We start from the raw sequence: 17,683 nt of genomic DNA on the forward strand, positions 1-17,683 counted from the left end.
ATGAATCGGAAATTTTCTTTAAAAATCAATTTGTCCCTGTATGGAACTGGTAAAAATTGGTACATGGAAAACCTTATGTCCCAAGATAAAAAAACACCTCTTTACGAAACTCATCGCACTTTGGGTGCTAAAATGATTCCGTTCGGTGGTTGGGACATGCCAGTCCAATATTCTGGAATCATTGCAGAACATAACGCGACTAGAGAGGCCGCTGGACTTTTTGACGTTTCTCATATGGGCGAAATTTTTATTACCGGAAATCCTAAATCGATTCTTCTTTTTTTAGAATCGATTACCTGTAATTCAGTCGCCTCTCTTTCCGATTTTCAAGTCCAGTATAACGCGATCTTAAATCAAAACGGCGGGCTTGTTGACGACGTAACAATCTATAAATTTTCTTCTGAAAAATACATGATTTGTTCTAACGCTTCTAACTATGAAGCAGTTACAGAACACCTACTCGAACATCTTCCAATATCGGGAGTAAAAGTAGATAATCAAAGTTTACAATGGCATCAGATTGCTTTGCAAGGCCCAAAAGCGAACGAGATTTTTTCTAAATTTTTAAAAAGAGATTTAGATTCGATTCAATATTATCGTTTTATGTTACTCCCCTATCAAGGAGAAGAAATCATCGTTTCTAGAACCGGTTATACGGGAGAAGATGGTTTTGAAATTTATTCTTCCATTCCAATAGGTTTAAAACTTTGGAATGAACTTTTAGAATTCGGAAAACCTTATGGACTACTTCCTTGTGGACTTGGTGCAAGAGATACCCTAAGAATCGAAGCAAAATACCCACTTTATGGTCACGAATTAAACGATCAATGGACCCCGATTGAATCCGGAATCGGTTGGATCGTTAAGGAAAAAGAAAATCCTTACTTTTCTTCCGAAAAAATTCTTTTTCAAAAAAAGAACGGAGTTCCCTCTAAAATCGTTTCATTCGCATTAACGGAAGCTGGTGTTCCAAGAGAAAACTTTCGAGTTTTAGATTCTCAAGGAAACGAAATCGGTAAAACTACTTCGGGCACTTTTTCTCCTTCCTTAAAAAAAGGAATTGGTTTGGCCTTAATACAATCCGAAAAAATCAAGGACGGAGAACCGATCCAGATCGAAATTCGAGAACAACCGAAACAAGCCATTATAACAATGAAACCTTTTATTCCAGGCAGCATTAGAAAAAACTAAATTAGGAAAAACAAATTATGGCAGAAACACAGGCTCCCACAGGTTATCTTTTCTCCGAAAAACACGAATGGGTAAAAGTAGAAGGAGACATGGCTCTTATCGGTATTTCGGATTTTGCTCAATCCGCATTAGGTGATATTGTGTTTGTAGATCTTCCAAAAACCGGAAAGAACATTAAACAATTTGAAACCTTCGGAACAATCGAATCGGTAAAAGCGGCTGAAGACTTATACGCTCCTATTGGTGGAGAAGTGATTGAATCCAATTCGGCTCTTTCTAAAAATCCGGGAGACGTCAACTCTAAACCATTCGATTCCTGGATGATTAAGGTGAAAGGTTTTTCCACTTCCGAACTGGACAAACTTTTAACTCCGGAAAAATACAAGGCCTTAGTCGCCGGATTAGAATAATAGAAAAGTCTAATATAAAGAATTTAGAAGTAGGCAAACATGAACTCGACTCTACAGAACCAAACAAAAACCAATCTTGAAAAGGTGGGAACAGATCCTTTGGATACTTTTCCAAGAAGACATATCGGACCGAACTTACAACAAACCGCCGAAATGCTGAAGGAATTGGGACTCTCTTCTGTAGAAGAGTTGATAGATAAAGCCGTTCCTGTAGGAATTCGATTAAAAAAATCTTTGGATCTGCCAAAAGCGTCCACTGAACATAAGATTCTTCAGAACTTAAAAGGAATTGCTTCTCAAAATCAGGTTTTTCGCTCTTATATTGGTGCGGGTTATCATTCCTGTATCATTCCAGGTGTAATTCAAAGAAACATTTTAGAAAACCCGGGTTGGTACACCGCTTACACTCCTTATCAAGCCGAAATTTCTCAAGGTCGTTTAGAAGCTTTATTGAATTTCCAAACGATGATCATTGATCTGACTGGCCTTGAAATTTCGAACGCTTCTCTTTTGGACGAAGGGACCGCCGCCGCCGAAGCGATGTTTCTTGCCTACTCCGTTCGTAAAAACGAAACCGCTAAAAAATTCTTTGTGTCGGAACTTTGTCATCCACAAACTATAGACGTTGTCGTTACAAGAGCCAATCCTTTAGGAATTGAAGTTCAAATCGGAAACCATGAATCTATCGAACTTAATGAGGATTTTTTCGGTGTTCTTCTTCAATATCCCGCGACAGACGGAAAAATAATCGATTATACTTCTTTTATTCAAAGATCACATAACGTAGGTGCAATTTCCACGGTAGCTGCAGATCTTTTAGCTCTTACACTTCTTAAATCTCCAGGAGAAATGGGAGCTGATATTGCTGTAGGTTCTTCTCAAAGGTTCGGACTTCCTCTTGGATTTGGAGGTCCACACGCTGGCTACTTTGCCACCAAGGACGAATTTAAACGCAGTATGCCAGGAAGATTGATCGGAGTTTCTAAAGATTCTCAGGGAAATTCCGGCCTTAGACTTTCTCTTCAAACTAGAGAACAGCACATTCGAAGAGATAAAGCGACTAGTAATATTTGTACCGCTCAGGTTTTACTTGCCGTCATCTCATCTATGTATGCAGTTTATCACGGACCAGAAGGACTTAAAAATATCGCGACTCGGATTTATAAATTCACTTCCATTTTTGCAAATGTGTTGAAAAACGCCGGTTTTTCGATTACGAACGAGTTTTTCTTTGACACGATTACGATCCAGGCCGGAACCAAAGTCCAGGAAATTTTAAACAGAGCCTATTCTAAAAAAATCAATTTTAGAGAATACAAAGATGGAAAAATTGGAATTACATTAGACGAAACAGTAAACCTGGAAGATTTAAAAGATTTATTAGAAATTTTTGAAATCAAAAATACAGACATTGAAAAACTTTTCGTGGATGTATCAAACGTTCCTGATTCTTTTAAAAGAAAAACTTCTTATCTTACACATCCTGTATTTCAATCCCATCATACCGAAACAAAAATGCTTCGTTATATTCGTAAATTAGAATCCAGAGATCTTTCACTTACTACTTCTATGATTCCTCTCGGTTCTTGTACAATGAAACTCAATGCGACCACGGAAATGTATCCCGTCACTTGGCCGGAGTTTGGTGCGATTCACCCATTTGCTCCCGCAGATCAAACGAAAGGTTATAAAATCATTTTTGAACAATTGGAAAAATGGCTCTGCGAAATCACCGGATTTGCAGGAGTTTCCTTACAACCAAACGCCGGTTCCCAAGGGGAATATGCTGGGCTTTTAGCAATTCGCAGATACCATGAAAGTAGAAACGAATCTTACAGAAACGTTTGTCTGATTCCTATCTCTGCCCACGGAACCAATCCAGCAAGCGCCGCAATGGCTGGCTTTCAAGTTGTGGTAGTTTCTTGTGACCCAAACGGAAACGTGGATTTAGAAGATTTAAAAGCAAAAGCTGAAGAACATAAAAAGGATCTTGCAGCTTTAATGATTACGTATCCTTCTACTCATGGAGTATTTGAAGAATCCGTTAAAGAGATTTGTCAAATTGTTCATTCTTGCGGCGGCCAAGTCTATATGGACGGAGCCAACATGAACGCTCAAGTCGGTTTAACAAGTCCGGGTGAAATTGGTGCAGACGTTTGTCATCTCAATCTACATAAGACTTTTTGCATACCTCACGGTGGAGGTGGTCCGGGAGTTGGTCCAATCGGAGTCGCCAAACATCTCGTTCCATTTTTACCGGGGCACGTGTTAGTGGACAACGCAACCGGTAATGAACACGGCGCGGTATCGGCGGCTCCTTGGGGAAGTGCGAGTATCGTTTTAATTTCTTGGGTTTACATTGCACTCATGGGATCGGAAGGTCTTACAAACGCGACCCGCAATTCTATTTTAAACGCGAATTATATCGCTAAACGTTTAGAAAAAGTGTATCCTGTTCTTTATAAAGGAAAGAATGGTTTTGTTGCTCACGAATGTATTTTAGATCTAAGACCGTTTAAAAAATCCGCAGGGATCGAAGTAGAAGATGTTGCCAAAAGATTAATCGACTATGGCTTTCACGCTCCTACAATGTCTTTCCCAGTTCCTGGAACTTTGATGATTGAACCAACCGAATCCGAATCCTTAGAAGAGCTAGATCGTTTTTGCGAAGCAATGCTTTTGATTTATCAAGAAATCTTGGACGTTCAAAGTGGAACATTAGATAAAACTGATAATCCTTTAAAAAATTCTCCTCATACTGCTGCTATGGTGACTTCGGATCGTTGGGATCATTTATATCCGAGAGAACGCGCAGCTTATCCCGCTTCTTGGCTAAAAGATCATAAATTTTGGCCTTATGTGGGAAGAGTGGATAACGTATATGGAGATCGAAATTTAGTTTGTTCTTGTCTTCCAATAGAAAGTTATCAGTGATTTTTGATCCGGATTCAACATGACTTTTAAGGACCAATAATTTAATTTTCTGGATCAGTTTATGATTCAAAAAATCGCCAATCCTTTTCTGACATTTCAACGGAGTCTGATTTTATATTTAAAAACTTGCAAAAATAGTAATATTATTTGGAGCCTGACGATACCGATAGAACCCCGGATACTGTCTTGTTAAGAAAAAATTAAACAATTAAAGTGGATCAACCTTCTTGTTTCTCCTTCAATGACAAACAAATATCCGTATTATTTAAAACAATAAAAATCATCCAAATTTAATATCAAAAAACCTTAATCTCCACAGGAAAGCCAAATTCTAAAAGAAAATAGTCTATTCTTCTCTAACTTTAATCACCTAACATGCGTTATTTGATTAGATTTGTGTTATAAGAAAACTTTTATAAACCCAAACAAATTTTTGCATAAACCGTCGTTTTGTAGTCTACACAAAAACTAAAAATCTATCTTATAAAAGTTCTCATAAAATGTTTGAAATTGTTTTTAGCTCCAGCGTGTCCCAAAAACTTATTGTACTTTATCGGAAAGACTAAGCTGCAGTAACTCAACAGAGCGAGATGTTGCCCTCGCTACGCCCCATAGGAAGTAGTGTTATTGAGTTTCCGAACGACCCGCCGGGAGTGAGATACCAAGTTTCTCGAACAACCTAACATAGTGATACATAGAAAGCCATCACCAACCCCACAAGTATTTGGATCTCAATAGAATTTTTGAAAAATTCCATAGTGGAGATTAACAAAACTGCTTCAATCGTTCATTTCAATGCAATGGAAACCGATGGAGAATTAATTTTTCAACAACTCTAATATAAATCTGTCGGAATTACGACAATCCTCTGTGAAAAGACTGGCCCACCCTAATTTTTTGGGTGGGGGTGGAGGCGGTAAGGTTCGGAAAATTTTTCTCTATCAGAAAAACATACTTTTTGCAAATAAAAAGGCTCATTCTTGTCGGAACACTTGAATAATGTGCATTTTTGAGCCTTCTGATTCTAAAATCCTATTCAACTTGTGGGTAAGGTTATGATAGAAAGCGGTGTTCTGAGTTCAGAAGTAAGACACCGAGTTTCATTCAAAGACACTTATTCTAAATTTTTTGGACAAGTTTTTTAATCCTTGGAAAGACTTTTTGAAATCAAAAATAAAAAATCCTCTATCTTAATTAAAGGATCTGTTTTCACATCCCCAAATATAAAATCACAAAGTTTATGCCAGTTGAGAAACAATTGATGGCGTATACCACGCACATGAATTTCAGGATCTACACCTTGAACATTCCATTGTCCAGCTTTTGTTGTAATTCCATCACTCATCAGTAAAAATAAAATCAAAAGGGGTATAACGCTAAAGATGACTCGATAACGGATTTTAAAATACAAAAGTGTAGAAATATAAAGTATTAAGAATGTGTAAAAAACGAAAAAGAAAAGAAATAAATTTCGATGATCGTTCGGAGTGATTAATGTATCCTGAAAAATCGTAATCGGCCCCAACAACAAAAAGAAAAATATATACCATTTCATTTTTTTTACAACGGATTGAAGAGTGGTTATAAAGTTTACTTCCGAAGTTTCGGGGACAGAAACAGTTGCATAAATGGGAGCCACAAAAGAAAAAAACAGATAGTTCGCCACCCATCCAGCAAACAGACAGGACCCTCCCCAATCCGTTCCTCCTTGCAAAATGATTGGAATTGAAGCTGTGGCAATTTCCCAAGGTTCATATCTAGCGCCCGTACTAAAAGCAATTAAGATTCCCCAAGGTAAAATTAAAGTTGGATGAAAGATTATAGAAAAAAATTTCATATTTTGATAAACGTAATTCTAAAGGTAAAATTTTTGTACCTGTTTTACTGATCCTTATAAAATTAAATATCTTAAGTTTCTGTCGCAAAAACCTTTTCAAGGCAAAATATTAGATCTCTGCTCTATTGTTATATAATTCTGATTATTGTCTATATTCAAACTATATAATGTATTCGTTACCATCATTCTAGACAAATATTTATTAAAAAAAGTATTTCGATTTTATCAAAGGATTAAATTTTGCCTAACGTAACTTATTACAAATTTAAATTTACCAGAAAAACGTCCATTTGACGATAAATTACTCAGAAACATTTTCTGCATTAGAGTTGTTGAAAAATTAATTTTCTTCCGTTTCTTTTTCACTCGAACGAGTAATTCTATTTTATTAATAGTAGACCAGGAATTTTTAACAGCTTTATTCAATCGTCGTTCAGTAGGCATCATAAAAATAAGAAATCCATTTTATCTAAACATCCTAGACTAAATAGACTAAAAAATCGAACCTATCAGTGGCTCCATGATCAAACCATTCAAAATAATATCTTTTTATATTGGAACGAAAATTCAAATCTCCGTTTCTCATCCAAGATAATTTTTCATTTTTGAAGAAAGATTTTACTTCTACGTTGTTATATATCTCGTATGAAATCTTTGATTAAAATTTATCTAACACTAATTCTTTTTTTACTGATCTTTCAGTGTAAAAATTCAGACAAAGAAAATGCTCTACTCTTAGCGGGAGCCTCCTTAATCATTGCACAAGAACTTGAAGCACAAAGTTTAATGTCCGGCCCCGTATTGATCGATCAAGAAACAGAACTTACAAATTATCAATTTAAGTTCTATAATTCGACTCAAAAACTGACTTTAGAAGCTTACTTTTCCAAACCTGCCGGAATGGGCCCATTCCCTTTAATCGTTATGATGCACGGCTGTGCTGGAGCACATTCAAACAGTGATGCATCAAAACCGCCCTCTTCTCTTTATACGGAATGGGCTAGTCGAGGTAAAACTTTAGGATATGCTACTCTTTTGATCGATAGTTTTACACCTAGAAACGCCCCTCAAAATCAATGTAGTAACGGGGCCGGTGTTGGAACGTCCGAAGTTACCGACAGACCAACAGACGCTTATGCAGCCCTTGCTTATGTTAAAAGATCCAAAGTTGTTAACAATGATCGAATCGTTTTACTAGGATGGTCTCACGGAGGAAGCAGCGTGTTTGCAACAGTAGATACAAATTCTACTTTACAATATCGTTCTGAAAATCAAAGGCCATTTAAAGCGGTGATTTCTTTTTATCCTGGCTGTGGTCTTAATAATGCCTTTGGCGGAATCTCTAATAGTCAATATTTACCTTATACTCATATTAAAATCTTAGCGGCGGGAGCAGACCCACTTTATACTGGCGGTTATTGTAATACAAGAGTTTCAAGGGCGCAAACGTTAGGCGCAAGCTCTGCGACTAACAATTCAATTGCGATGACCGTTTATCCAAACACACACCATAGTTTTGACGAAGCGAAAGCGGTTTCGTCTAAATTCGACACAAACGACGTCGCCGCAAAACCAAACGCGGATCAAGAAGCGGTTAACTTTTTTCAACTGTATAATCCTTAATGATTACATTCATAGAATAGAAAATTAGAATATATTAAATTAATGGATTGTTATTAGGAAACCGAAATTCAAGATTCAAACGGTGGAAATGGACGAAAATGCGGGCTTTACCGGAAATCTGGTCATCACCCCTATAGAAGATCTTACTCCACCCGTAATCTCGAAAGCGATAGACAACTTGGACCGAAATTCTTAAAAACGCAGAGGAGCTGGTTCTTTCCGATCCAATCTTTAAAGATTCGGACCCGTGGTTCGGCTTCGGTATTTCCCTTCAGGGCAAAATCTTGAATGAAAAGGATCTGTTCTCTCAAATCGATTCTTTAGATCCGGACTTGGAAACGTCTCTCGTTCGATATTTGGACACATTGATTCATTACAATCAAGATCAAATGGATGGAAAAGGACTGGCGACCCACGAAGAATTGGAAACGGGAACATTTACGATGCTTCGTTTACTCCAAAAAAATTTGAGCTATTTACCGTTGTATCTGAGATACTTGGGTTCTTTGGATTTAGAACATACTGTGGCGCAGTTGGACGTTTTATTTAGTCTCAAAAAACAATATTCTTCCGAGCAATTGAAGCCTCTTAAAGAATTTGTCAAAAATGCAAATATCGAGTCTTTTCTATGGAGGCTGGAAAATGATGAGGCCTTGGAAGACTGAATCAGATATATTCAAAAAATCTAATTTAATAATAAGTCGTCGATAACCATTATGCAAAAGTTCTCACAACAAATCCGAGAACGGTGAAATGTTCAATGAGTAGGAGTTTCCACAAATCGAGTAGATATCTAAAACGCGAGTTCCCACGAATTTTGTCTCATTAGTAGTCGATTGTATTTTGAATCACCTTTTTGTTGCAAAAATCCATGTTAAAGTTTCTACATTTGTTATCCTATCGATAATTTATCAGATCTTAAACCGCCTAATCGTTGCAGTAGTTCCCACATTTTATCAGGGATCTGCCAAAATTCCCGCAAATTCAAAACGTTGGAGTTCCTACACATTCCAAACGGACGGACTCCAAAAAACATAGAGAACTGTGGTCGCAGTAATTGCGTAGGAGTTCCCGAAAATCGAAAAGAATTGAATTCTTATATACGATTTTGATTCTATTAATTATGGAAATAAAAGATTATAGTGACGAAGTTCGCCTACATCGCTCCAGACTAGTTCGATTTCTACTTTTTATAACTGGTTCGATTTCTTTGGCTTTGGGAATCATCGGAATTTTTACTCCGATCCTACCTACAACTCCTTTTCTACTTTTATCTGCGGCTTGTTATGCAAGAGCATCTCATCGATTTTACAATTGGCTAATGAACAATCGATACTTCGGTTCTTATATCCGAGATTGGAGAATCCACAAAATGATTCCTCTAAGAGCAAAGATACTCGCGATTTCCATGATATTCTTAACGATTGGAACTACGGTGTTCTTTTTTATTCCTATCTTAGCCGTAAAAATTCTAGTTTCTTTAATCGGAATCTTTGTAGTCATCTATCTGATTCGGATTCCCACAAAACGGAAGAATTGAATTCATACGATCAAAAATGTAGAAGAAATTTTATCTCAAAAAGATCAGGATATTCTTTCTTTTAAATCGAAAAATTTTACCATCTATCATTAGGTCAAATTCTCCATAAATTTTTTAAAGAAAACCACCTGATCGTAGGAATCAAACCTGTCTATAAATATATCATTATTTTCTAAATCTTTTGCCCAAAGCTCATTTCCGAAGAACGTTGGATTTTCTATTATAAAATAGTTTTTTAAATTCGCCAATTCCAACTTTTTAATCCGCCTCCAACGAATGGGGGAATTATAAATGATACACGAAACTCGATTGAGCCTAATTATAGTTTTATTAAACGAAATCAAAACGACGGCTATAATTCCAAATATAAAAAATAAAATCGAAATAATTTCAATAATCGCAGGGTTTCTATTTTGAAATAGAAATAAATTTTCATATCCTCTATAAAAAAATATAAAACCAATTGATACAAATATAGGCATAGATAATACAATAAACATTAAATACGATATCCAACGAATTTTGAATATATAAAAATGTTCGTCATGAGTACATTCGGTATTACTTGGAAGAGTTCCGATTTGATTTTTAAAAATTTTTTCATCTTTTTCCTGAATCAATCTGGAATCATTTTTTACTGAACCCTGATCAGTGATTCCTAAATATAAGAATCGAATAGAAACATAAATCAGTAATATTACAAATAATAAATCAATAATTTCTAAGTATAAAAACCAATCCATTCCTCCATCAAAACCTTGGAATAAACAAGATATTTGAGGATTTTTTGGATTATAAAAAACCGTTATCTCAGAACCGATCGGATATTTTTTGACAAAACTTTTACTTTCATCCCGAGAAGGTAAATCCGTTCGATAGAGATACGTATACGATCCGATTTGTTCAACTCCATCGGGAGATATATATGAGTATTTCAGATGTAGATAAAATTCAGTTGATCTTTTAGATGCAATATCTCCGGTCCAGCGGATTTCGTTTTCTAAAATTTTACCTTTTGTACTAAGATAGTTTTCAGTTTCTTGGATCGAAATGATTACTTCATAAACTCCGATCGAATAATAAATTGAAAAGATAAATAAAATAATCGATATAGCAAAATCCTGTGCTCTTCTTTTTTTCATAAAAAAAGAGAGCAAATCAGAAAGAATAGAAATAAATCCGACCAAAGCGATGAGATAGACAAACCAAAAAGCTATATTAAAAAAACCAAATCTTTCATGCGCAGGAAGATACCATACTAAGACAAAAAAACATATTATAACGAAAATCGCCGGGATTGAAATTTTTGGTTTATGATCTAACTTTTGCAAGATGTTTCTGAAAAATGTTGAAGTAGTGTTTTACGATAAAATAAACGGTGCTTAATTTTATAAAGATCAGTAAGACGAACCAATAAAACCATTTCGTTAGTCGTAGATGGATTTTTTCAACAACTTTAATTTATCATAGATTCAACCTCATTGGACGCCTAATCTACGTTTTGTGGTCTTTAATTGTTTTGTAAATCTCAGTATGGAGATCTAGAAGGAAACATATGAAAAACTTTAGAATCGTTCTCTTTGAGGAGTTCCGCAATATCCAAAGCTTCTTGAATTTTTTTACGCTTGTCTGGTTCTTCTTGAAGCCAGAAAGCCACAAAAGATTCTAATCTTTTATAATCTTTGATAAACGAAAGAGAGCGGATGTATTGAATTTTGTCTTCTTCTTCAACTATTTTTAATTGTATTACAGATTGATAAGCAGCGGCGGCGGCACGATAATTTCCAGTATTATAATAAGCTTGAGCTAAGAATCTTTTTTCGTGAAGAGGAAGTTCACCATACTGAGAATAAATTTTAATTGCCTTTCTGTAATTTTGATGAATCTCTATTACAAGTCTTGCATGAATCAACATGTATTCTTTAGAAATAAATCCTTCTTTAACAAAATCGACACACTGGGAATAAGCATCCGCTTTGTTTCCTAAAAGAAAATTGGATTTTAAAAGAAGAAGTTTCGCGGCTCTAAAATTTGGCTTCAGTTCTATAGCCCTTTCTGCTTCCGCCTTTGCTCTTAAAAAATTTCCAGTCTCAAAATAAGCCAATGCCAAGTTGATTCTATAAAACGGATTGTAATTAGAAAGTTCCACCGCCTTTTGAAAGTATTCCAAAGACTTTGCCCATTTATTTCTTTGAACAAAAATCATTCCCAATAAATAGTAAGAAGGGTCGTGACTGGAATGAATCTGAATCGCTTTTAAAAGAGAATTTTTCGATTGAGGATACCTTCCCTGAGCGTAAAGATAAGAACCTTTCAAATAATGATATTCAACCGAGTTTTCATCCAATTTTTTAATCTTATCAATATTGATAGAAGCTTTAGAAAGATTGTTTGCTCGAATAAGATTAACAGTTTCCGTATTTAAAGCAGTAATTTGAATTTTACGTCTGGCTGCATCAGTCGGACTTAAAGGAACCTGATCTTGATTAGATTCCGGAAAACTTTCGTCTTCCTCGTTTGCAAAAAGAATTCCCGAAAGAAAAAACAAAAATAAAAACAAGTAAAAGATACGTTTCATACGTTTCTTTAATCCGAATCGAAAATTACGATTCAGTTTTTCTCGAAATATTCCTCTGCATTGGTTTTCTTATTAAAAAGCCTGAGTTCTTTTTCGTTCACTTTTAAGATTCTATATTCAAGATCAAATGCAAGATCAGCGAGATTAAAATGAATATCGTCTCCCTGCATTTTATAAGTAAGATGAAATGCATCGTATTTAGCCAGCCCTTGGGGAAAAATTTGAAGATGATTTCTTTTTTCCTGATTGATACATTCTCCTTTTTCGGAACATTCTTTGATCTTTACCCAGTCTCCTAAAATTAGCTCTTCCTTTTTTTTACAAGCGGTGAATAGAAACAAAATCAAAGTAGAAACAAGAACGATTCTTTTCATAGATTCAAATATAGAGATGCTTCTCTATCTGTCCAATGAAAATCGCTACTTCTTGGCTAAGAGTTCGAACGCATTTTGTCAAAAGCCCCGTAGATTAAGTATGATTCTTGGACACAGGACAGTTCGAAGTGTGAAACACTGAGTTTTATAAAATGTAAAAACATAATAGAGTTGTTGAAAAATTAATTCTTGATCTGTTTTCGTTGTATGGAAACAGACAATTGAAGCAATTTTACAAATCTTCACTATGGAATTTTTCAACAACCTTAATAACAAAGAAATGCTAAAAAACTGTAAAGCTACAATACGACGACCTTGTGGGAGCTCACACATTGGATTGAAGATTCAAAAAATAATTGATTCTAAGATTTTTGGATGGCTCTGTAATTTTCAAATTTATTGAACTTCCAAGTAATCTTTTAAATTTAGCACTTCAAAAGTATTCAGAAGATCCGGATGAATTGAGCTAATTGTACAGCCAATTCCTTCGGAACGTGCATTTTTTAAAAACCAAATCAGAGAACTGATAGAAATAGAATTCATAATTGGAATATTCCCCAAATTCAAAACGATATTCTTTGGTTTTTTGGCAATGGCTTCCATAAGTATAGTTCGAAAAGTATAATAATCGTGAAAAAGAGTACTCAAATCCGGAGTGATTTCAATTGTTTCAGGGATTTCTGACATGGGAATTCATTCCAAGTTCTTCCGTATACTATATCAAATTTTGGATAAAAAAGCTTTCTCTTCAAAAAAATCTATTCTGGAAATCTCAAATTCAACCGATTTTTGAGAAGGGGGAGAAATAATGTTTGAGAAAACTCATTTCATGAAAACCCAGGACTTGCTGGAAAGAGGAATGAACAATTCCATTTTTAAGAGAAAAGTAATTTCGGATAATATCGCAAACGCGGACGTTCCTCATTTCAAAAGATCCGAGGTAATTTTCGAATCGATGATCAAAAGGGCCATCGAATCTGAAAAAATCGAAGCCATCAAAGAAGTTCCGACTCAAATTTCAGACGAACGACACATTCAATTTTTCAAACCATTGGACTATCGTGAGGTTCAACCAAAAGCAAATACGGACTACTTAACTACTATGAGAGCTGATGGAAATAACGTGGATGTGGAAAAGGAAGTCGTAGAAGCCTCCAATTCTCAAATGCAATATATGATGATGGCAGAGAGAATCAATCAGAACTACAGAGAACTGAAACAAGTCATGAGAATGGCTTAAAAATTTCGTTTTAATTACTTGAATTGATAATAATGAGACATAATTTTATACATTAGGAAGTGCCCATGGGACTTTTTTCATCGATCAACATTTCTGCAACCGGCTTATCCGCTCAAAGATTGAGAATGGATGTTATTTCCAATAATATTGCAAACTCTACTACTACCCGAAACACAAATGGGGACGGCCCTTTTAGAAGAGATAGGGTTGTTATGACTCCGATCAACCTAAGAACCAAATGGAGAAGCCCTGTTTATCCGTTTGGAGTTTCTCCAGGAGAAGGAAAAGGTGTAAAGGTAATGAAAGTCGAAAAGGATATGACCCCTCTTCGATTGGTTTATGATCCAACTCATCCGGACTCGATTCAAATCGGCCCAAAAAAAGGTTATGTAGAAATGCCAAATGTAAACATCGTTACAGAGATGACAGATATGATTTCCGCTTCCAGATCCTATGAAGCAAACGTTCAGATGATTAACGGATCAAAAGCGATGTTTAACAAGGCTTTAGAAATAGGTAGGGCTTAATTATGGAAATCAATTCTAATTCTTCTCTTTGGCATTCGTATAACTCTGGTTATAACGGAAACAAACCTCACCCCTTAAGTCCGAAAGGAGATCAGGTCAAAGTATCCATTACGGAAGATAGACATTATAAAGATGTAAAACAACCAGTTTCTCCTGATTACGTAGCAGAAAGTTTTTCAGAAGCAATGAAAAACGCTCTGACCTCGGTCAATGATCTTCAAGTAGAAGCCGATGAATTGACTCAGAAAATGGTATTTGACCCGAATTCCGTAGACGCCCATCAAGTTATGATCGCTTCTGAAAAAGCAAGAGTGGCTCTTACATTTACAAAAACGATCGCTGACGGCGTAGTTCGTGCTTATAGAGAACTTACTTCTTTAAGATAAATTGGTTTTAAACGATTTAAAAGAATATTTCTAAAATTGAATATTGAGCTAATTCTTAAAAATTTATAAAGACTTTTAAATGATACGTTCAAACTTGCAATTTTACTTATACAACGATTCAGTTTTACTGTAAAATTTAGGTTTGCGGTAGTTCCCACAAATTAAGTCTCATCGTACGACCCAATTGTATTTGCGGAATCAATTCTAGAATAAATCTTCTGAACGTAGTAGTTCCTACATTTTTTAAATTTATCTATAAAATCGGGATTTGTGGGAACTCTTACATTTTGAGTAGCCAACTGAATATTATTCATCATTATTTGAAAAACCGCTGAAGATAGGTTCAAAAAAATTAAACCCATTTTAGAACTGCAGTAGTTCCCGCAGATTAAGTCTCATTGTGAATGTATATTTTTTTAATTTACGTATGAATTTCTCCACTTAAAAAGTTTTTCTAAATTTTATAAAATTAAGCATTATAAGTTTTTATTATAAAACGCTATTGGAATACAAAATATTAAGTACTTTTTATATAGTCCTGAGTAATACAAAACATTCGATATACCTTTGAATAAAAATTATCTGATTCAAGTTTTTTGGAATTAGATTTATAGACCACTTTAATAAGTTATTATATTCTATAGAATAATAACTATCTGAGTTCTATAAACTTAAATATATGACGGTTTCTAACAGCCTGATTTAAAACTATAGTTTCACTGTAAAAAATCTTTTTAGCCAAAACTTTTTTAGACTTGAATCCGTATGGGTTTATTTCATTTTGCTTTTTGAAAAAGTTGGAATCATTTAGGGTATAAAATATGAGTTTGAAAAAGTATAATGGAAGTTGTCATTGTGGAAAGATTCGATACGAATTGGATCTTGACCTTTCCAAAGGAACGAGTAAATGTAACTGTTCTTATTGTTCTAAAGTTAGAAACTGGATTTCTATGGTAAAACCAAACGCATTCCATTTAATCACTGGCGAAAACGAGCTTGGAAGTTATCAATTTGGAACTAAAAGTGCCACTCATCAATTCTGTAAAAATTGTGGAGTAAGATTATTTACCAAAGGTCATCTAGAGGAACTGGGAGGAGCTTTTATCAGTGTAAGTTTAGCTACATTGGATAATGTGGATCTCGAAGAATTGATCACCTCACCTCTTTGGTACGCAGATGGACTTCATAACAACTGGAGAACACAACCTTCAGAAATTCGTCATCTCTGATCTAATTTAAGCCGAACAAGTTTAAAAGTTAATTTCAAATTGAACAGTTTTGAAAACTCCATCAGTCATTTTTTCTATTGTTAGTTTTTGCAGTAACTCCATAAATTAAGTCACTTTACATAATCTAACATACGTTTGGCGTAAAAAATGAGAACAAATTTTCAAAAAACATTTTTTACAATTTTTAGAATTGGCCTATAAAATCGGAATTTGTAGAAATTTTAAAATAGAACAAATCTATTCCAAAACTTCAAAAAGCATAAATGATAATCTTTTAGAAATTTCTAATTGAATGCTGGAGTTCACACGAAACCATCACATCTGGGTTTTCAAACTTTCCAGCATTTCTCCCATTATTAAATTTCCATAATCTTTGGGTTTCGAGACAAGCCCATAGACTTTTACTTTCAAGGATTTGAATTTCAAAATTAAGAATTGTCCCAAATCCTAAAACCGATCCATAGAGAAGTGTTTGATGACCTGCAGAGCGATCATAGAAGCGATGCATTGAGTTCAATAGAAGCGAGATACTTTAATTTCTCAAGCGGGCCGAGATTGAGTTTCACAAAAATGTGGGAACTACTACAAAATTGAGCGAGATTAGAACCGCTTGAAAGTTCGCAAAATGCAACCTAATTTGTAGGAACTACTTCATTTTATTAAAAATTTCTAAAGAATGATTGCGTAAAATTCTTTGAGGTTTTAGGACAAACTCTTAATTCATTGAATCTATTCTTTGTTATTTTCAAAACAAAGTTTTAAACCACCAAACATCAATTTGGCGATTTTGATCATTCCTTGAGAATTTCCAAACCACTTTTAGCAACTTGCCCATCCTGAACAGACGTTCCACCTGAAACTCCGATTGCACCCGCAATTTTTCCGTCGATCAAAATCAATTCTCCCCCTTCAAGAGGATAAACGTTCGGCAAAGCTAAAATTCTAAGTCCAATTCCACCAGCCGCAACGGTTTCTTCCATTATCTTAGTAGATCTACGAAAGTTGTTCGCACATTTAGCTTTTCCTTGGGAAATATCAATAGAAGCAAATTGAGCCCCATCCATTTTTTCCAATAACACTAAATTTCCTCCAGAATCTACGATAGAAATCACCATTTTCCATCCGTTCTTCTTCGCTTCTGATTGAGCTTTGAGAGCAATTTTTTTTGCGACTTCTAAATGAATCGGATTTCCATAATCAGGAAAATTGGGTTGATTTTGACTCATAGTAGGAAACGTCACAAAAAAACAAATCGTTATGATCCATAACTTCTGATACATAAATTCTCCTTAATGTTTGTAAAACGAAGATTGAACAAAACCTATTTAAAAAATATTAAAGTATAGATTTTACTTTCAAGGATTTTTATAAAATGAATTTTTAATTTAGTAAATGTAATTTTATTCAAAAACTTAATGCCTACGTTAATTATTTTCAATTGGACAACAACTCTTTTTGAATCTTATAGGTTTCAATTTTCAATTAAACAATAATCGCAAAATAGAAATTTCATGGAAACGATCGACTGAAACAGTTTTGTTAATTGAATTATAAAGTTATTCAACAACTCTAATATTTAAAATTCTATCTCTCAACAAAATTCTCCCAAAACTCATGACGGTCTAACATATAGAAATCGGTAGTGATTTACTGAGTTCTACAAAAACTAAGTAAATGTTAATTTAAAGTAATAAGATTGGGGCGAATCCAGCCTTTGCAAGCAAAGGCTGGACCGGGCTCTCAGCTCCGGTCAAGTTATTATAAAACTTCAGAATCAGATTCAATTTTCATAAAATACCAATAACTTGACCTCG

General features: G+C 34.8%; 20 protein-coding genes. 10 read left to right on the forward strand and 10 right to left on the reverse strand.

The features are described from left to right. The first annotated feature begins 75 nt into the window (after positions 1-75). From gcvT to gcvP, 3 genes are read left to right on the forward strand one after another with little or no spacing between them, the layout of a single operon-like run. Complete coding sequence (gene gcvT / locus BW942_RS04055) at positions 76-1,191, forward strand: glycine cleavage system aminomethyltransferase GcvT (RefSeq protein WP_001973508.1); 1,116 nt, start codon at positions 76-78, stop codon at positions 1,189-1,191. Between the two features lie 17 nt (positions 1,192-1,208). Beyond that, positions 1,209-1,601: a glycine cleavage system protein GcvH gene (gene gcvH, locus BW942_RS04060; protein ID WP_000852369.1), complete on the forward strand. Its 393-nt coding sequence runs from the start codon at positions 1,209-1,211 to the stop codon at positions 1,599-1,601. Between the two features lie 39 nt (positions 1,602-1,640). Next, the gene (gene gcvP, locus BW942_RS04065) at positions 1,641-4,535 is read left to right on the forward strand and encodes an aminomethyl-transferring glycine dehydrogenase (RefSeq protein ID WP_001089345.1); all 2,895 of its coding nucleotides are present in this window, start codon (positions 1,641-1,643) and stop codon (positions 4,533-4,535) included. Positions 4,536-5,676: 1,141 nt separating this feature from the next. Here gcvP and BW942_RS04070 read toward each other — a convergent pair. Both BW942_RS04070 and BW942_RS04075 read right to left on the reverse strand, forming a co-directional pair. After that, complete coding sequence (locus BW942_RS04070) at positions 5,677-6,372, reverse strand: hypothetical protein (RefSeq protein ID WP_000668002.1); 696 nt, start codon at positions 6,370-6,372, stop codon at positions 5,677-5,679. A 225-nt stretch (positions 6,373-6,597) separates the two neighbouring features. After that, a complete protein-coding gene (locus BW942_RS04075; protein WP_000982944.1) occupies positions 6,598-6,819 on the reverse strand; it encodes a hypothetical protein in 222 nt (73 codons plus the stop codon). A gap of 198 nt (positions 6,820-7,017) precedes the next feature. Here BW942_RS04075 and BW942_RS04080 point away from each other — a divergent pair, with 198 nt between their 5' ends. The 3 genes from BW942_RS04080 (at position 7,018) to BW942_RS04095 (ending at position 9,535) form a co-directional block, all read left to right on the forward strand. Next, on the forward strand, positions 7,018-7,995 hold the full coding sequence (locus tag BW942_RS04080; protein WP_000838456.1) for a dienelactone hydrolase family protein: 978 nt from the start codon (positions 7,018-7,020) through the stop codon (positions 7,993-7,995). A gap of 284 nt (positions 7,996-8,279) precedes the next feature. Further along, on the forward strand, positions 8,280-8,660 hold the full coding sequence (locus BW942_RS04085) for a hypothetical protein (RefSeq protein ID WP_001983340.1): 381 nt from the start codon (positions 8,280-8,282) through the stop codon (positions 8,658-8,660). Positions 8,661-9,052: 392 nt separating this feature from the next. Further along, complete coding sequence (locus BW942_RS04095; RefSeq protein ID WP_001254762.1) at positions 9,053-9,535, forward strand: YbaN family protein; 483 nt, start codon at positions 9,053-9,055, stop codon at positions 9,533-9,535. Between the two features lie 89 nt (positions 9,536-9,624). On the opposite strand, the gene BW942_RS04100 is transcribed toward BW942_RS04095, so the two are convergent. The 4 genes from BW942_RS04100 to BW942_RS04120 form a co-directional block, all read right to left on the reverse strand. Continuing rightward, positions 9,625-10,866: a DUF3592 domain-containing protein gene (locus BW942_RS04100; RefSeq protein WP_001170509.1), complete on the reverse strand. Its 1,242-nt coding sequence runs from the start codon at positions 10,864-10,866 to the stop codon at positions 9,625-9,627. Between the two features lie 197 nt (positions 10,867-11,063). Next, complete coding sequence (locus BW942_RS04105) at positions 11,064-12,113, reverse strand: tetratricopeptide repeat protein (protein ID WP_000821095.1); 1,050 nt, start codon at positions 12,111-12,113, stop codon at positions 11,064-11,066. Positions 12,114-12,145: 32 nt separating this feature from the next. Next, complete coding sequence (locus tag BW942_RS04110) at positions 12,146-12,487, reverse strand: LIC10301 family lipoprotein (RefSeq protein WP_000822936.1); 342 nt, start codon at positions 12,485-12,487, stop codon at positions 12,146-12,148. Positions 12,488-12,883: 396 nt separating this feature from the next. After that, a complete protein-coding gene (locus tag BW942_RS04120; protein WP_001290019.1) occupies positions 12,884-13,174 on the reverse strand; it encodes an STAS domain-containing protein in 291 nt (96 codons plus the stop codon). A gap of 121 nt (positions 13,175-13,295) precedes the next feature. Between BW942_RS04120 and flgB the strand changes: the two genes are divergently transcribed. From flgB to fliE, 3 genes are all read left to right on the forward strand, one after another. Then, on the forward strand, positions 13,296-13,727 hold the full coding sequence (gene flgB / locus BW942_RS04125) for a flagellar basal body rod protein FlgB (protein ID WP_000462091.1): 432 nt from the start codon (positions 13,296-13,298) through the stop codon (positions 13,725-13,727). Positions 13,728-13,792: 65 nt separating this feature from the next. Continuing rightward, a complete protein-coding gene (gene flgC / locus BW942_RS04130) occupies positions 13,793-14,254 on the forward strand; it encodes a flagellar basal body rod protein FlgC (protein WP_000522494.1) in 462 nt (153 codons plus the stop codon). 2 nt (positions 14,255-14,256) lie between these two features. Further along, a complete protein-coding gene (gene fliE, locus BW942_RS04135; protein WP_000405186.1) occupies positions 14,257-14,640 on the forward strand; it encodes a flagellar hook-basal body complex protein FliE in 384 nt (127 codons plus the stop codon). Here fliE and BW942_RS21660 read toward each other — a convergent pair. Together BW942_RS21660 and BW942_RS04145 are read right to left on the reverse strand one after the other, a co-directional pair. After that, positions 14,613-14,798 (reverse strand): hypothetical protein, encoded by a 186-nt coding sequence (locus BW942_RS21660; protein ID WP_002076295.1) that lies wholly within the window; start codon positions 14,796-14,798, stop codon positions 14,613-14,615. The two genes, fliE and BW942_RS21660, sit on opposite strands and share 28 nt — an antisense overlap. Positions 14,799-14,801: 3 nt before the next feature. Further along, the gene (locus BW942_RS04145; protein ID WP_000522883.1) at positions 14,802-15,002 is read right to left on the reverse strand and encodes a hypothetical protein; all 201 of its coding nucleotides are present in this window, start codon (positions 15,000-15,002) and stop codon (positions 14,802-14,804) included. Positions 15,003-15,461: 459 nt separating this feature from the next. Between BW942_RS04145 and BW942_RS04150 the strand changes: the two genes are divergently transcribed. After that, complete coding sequence (locus BW942_RS04150; protein ID WP_000053804.1) at positions 15,462-15,869, forward strand: GFA family protein; 408 nt, start codon at positions 15,462-15,464, stop codon at positions 15,867-15,869. 274 nt (positions 15,870-16,143) lie between these two features. On the opposite strand, the gene BW942_RS04155 is transcribed toward BW942_RS04150, so the two are convergent. Together BW942_RS04155 and BW942_RS04160 are read right to left on the reverse strand one after the other, a co-directional pair. Further along, on the reverse strand, positions 16,144-16,377 hold the full coding sequence (locus BW942_RS04155) for a hypothetical protein (protein ID WP_000554570.1): 234 nt from the start codon (positions 16,375-16,377) through the stop codon (positions 16,144-16,146). Between the two features lie 283 nt (positions 16,378-16,660). Then, positions 16,661-17,149: a GlcG/HbpS family heme-binding protein gene (locus BW942_RS04160; protein WP_000284396.1), complete on the reverse strand. Its 489-nt coding sequence runs from the start codon at positions 17,147-17,149 to the stop codon at positions 16,661-16,663. Positions 17,150-17,683: the final 534 nt, after the last annotated feature.

The organism is Leptospira interrogans, assembly GCF_900156205.1.
Taxonomy (GTDB): Bacteria; Spirochaetota; Leptospiria; order Leptospirales; family Leptospiraceae; genus Leptospira; species Leptospira interrogans.

What these genes read in the sequence shown, in the direction of transcription:
- BW942_RS04160 (WP_000284396.1), bottom strand. Translation starts at nt 17,149, where the DNA reads ATGTATCAGAAGTTATGGATCATAACGATTTGTTTTTTTGTGACGTTT.
- flgC (WP_000522494.1), top strand. Translation starts at nt 13,793, where the DNA reads ATGGGACTTTTTTCATCGATCAACATTTCTGCAACCGGCTTATCCGCT.
- BW942_RS04120 (WP_001290019.1), bottom strand. Translation starts at nt 13,174, where the DNA reads ATGTCAGAAATCCCTGAAACAATTGAAATCACTCCGGATTTGAGTACT.
- gcvH (WP_000852369.1), top strand. Translation starts at nt 1,209, where the DNA reads ATGGCAGAAACACAGGCTCCCACAGGTTATCTTTTCTCCGAAAAACAC.
- fliE (WP_000405186.1), top strand. Translation starts at nt 14,257, where the DNA reads ATGGAAATCAATTCTAATTCTTCTCTTTGGCATTCGTATAACTCTGGT.
- BW942_RS04070 (WP_000668002.1), bottom strand. Translation starts at nt 6,372, where the DNA reads ATGAAATTTTTTTCTATAATCTTTCATCCAACTTTAATTTTACCTTGG.
- BW942_RS04145 (WP_000522883.1), bottom strand. Translation starts at nt 15,002, where the DNA reads ATGGGTTTAATTTTTTTGAACCTATCTTCAGCGGTTTTTCAAATAATG.
- BW942_RS04075 (WP_000982944.1), bottom strand. Translation starts at nt 6,819, where the DNA reads ATGATGCCTACTGAACGACGATTGAATAAAGCTGTTAAAAATTCCTGG.
- gcvP (WP_001089345.1), top strand. Translation starts at nt 1,641, where the DNA reads ATGAACTCGACTCTACAGAACCAAACAAAAACCAATCTTGAAAAGGTG.
- BW942_RS04105 (WP_000821095.1), bottom strand. Translation starts at nt 12,113, where the DNA reads ATGAAACGTATCTTTTACTTGTTTTTATTTTTGTTTTTTCTTTCGGGA.
- BW942_RS04110 (WP_000822936.1), bottom strand. Translation starts at nt 12,487, where the DNA reads ATGAAAAGAATCGTTCTTGTTTCTACTTTGATTTTGTTTCTATTCACC.
- BW942_RS04150 (WP_000053804.1), top strand. Translation starts at nt 15,462, where the DNA reads ATGAGTTTGAAAAAGTATAATGGAAGTTGTCATTGTGGAAAGATTCGA.
- flgB (WP_000462091.1), top strand. Translation starts at nt 13,296, where the DNA reads ATGTTTGAGAAAACTCATTTCATGAAAACCCAGGACTTGCTGGAAAGA.
- BW942_RS04155 (WP_000554570.1), bottom strand. Translation starts at nt 16,377, where the DNA reads ATGCATCGCTTCTATGATCGCTCTGCAGGTCATCAAACACTTCTCTAT.
- gcvT (WP_001973508.1), top strand. Translation starts at nt 76, where the DNA reads ATGTCCCAAGATAAAAAAACACCTCTTTACGAAACTCATCGCACTTTG.
- BW942_RS04080 (WP_000838456.1), top strand. Translation starts at nt 7,018, where the DNA reads ATGAAATCTTTGATTAAAATTTATCTAACACTAATTCTTTTTTTACTG.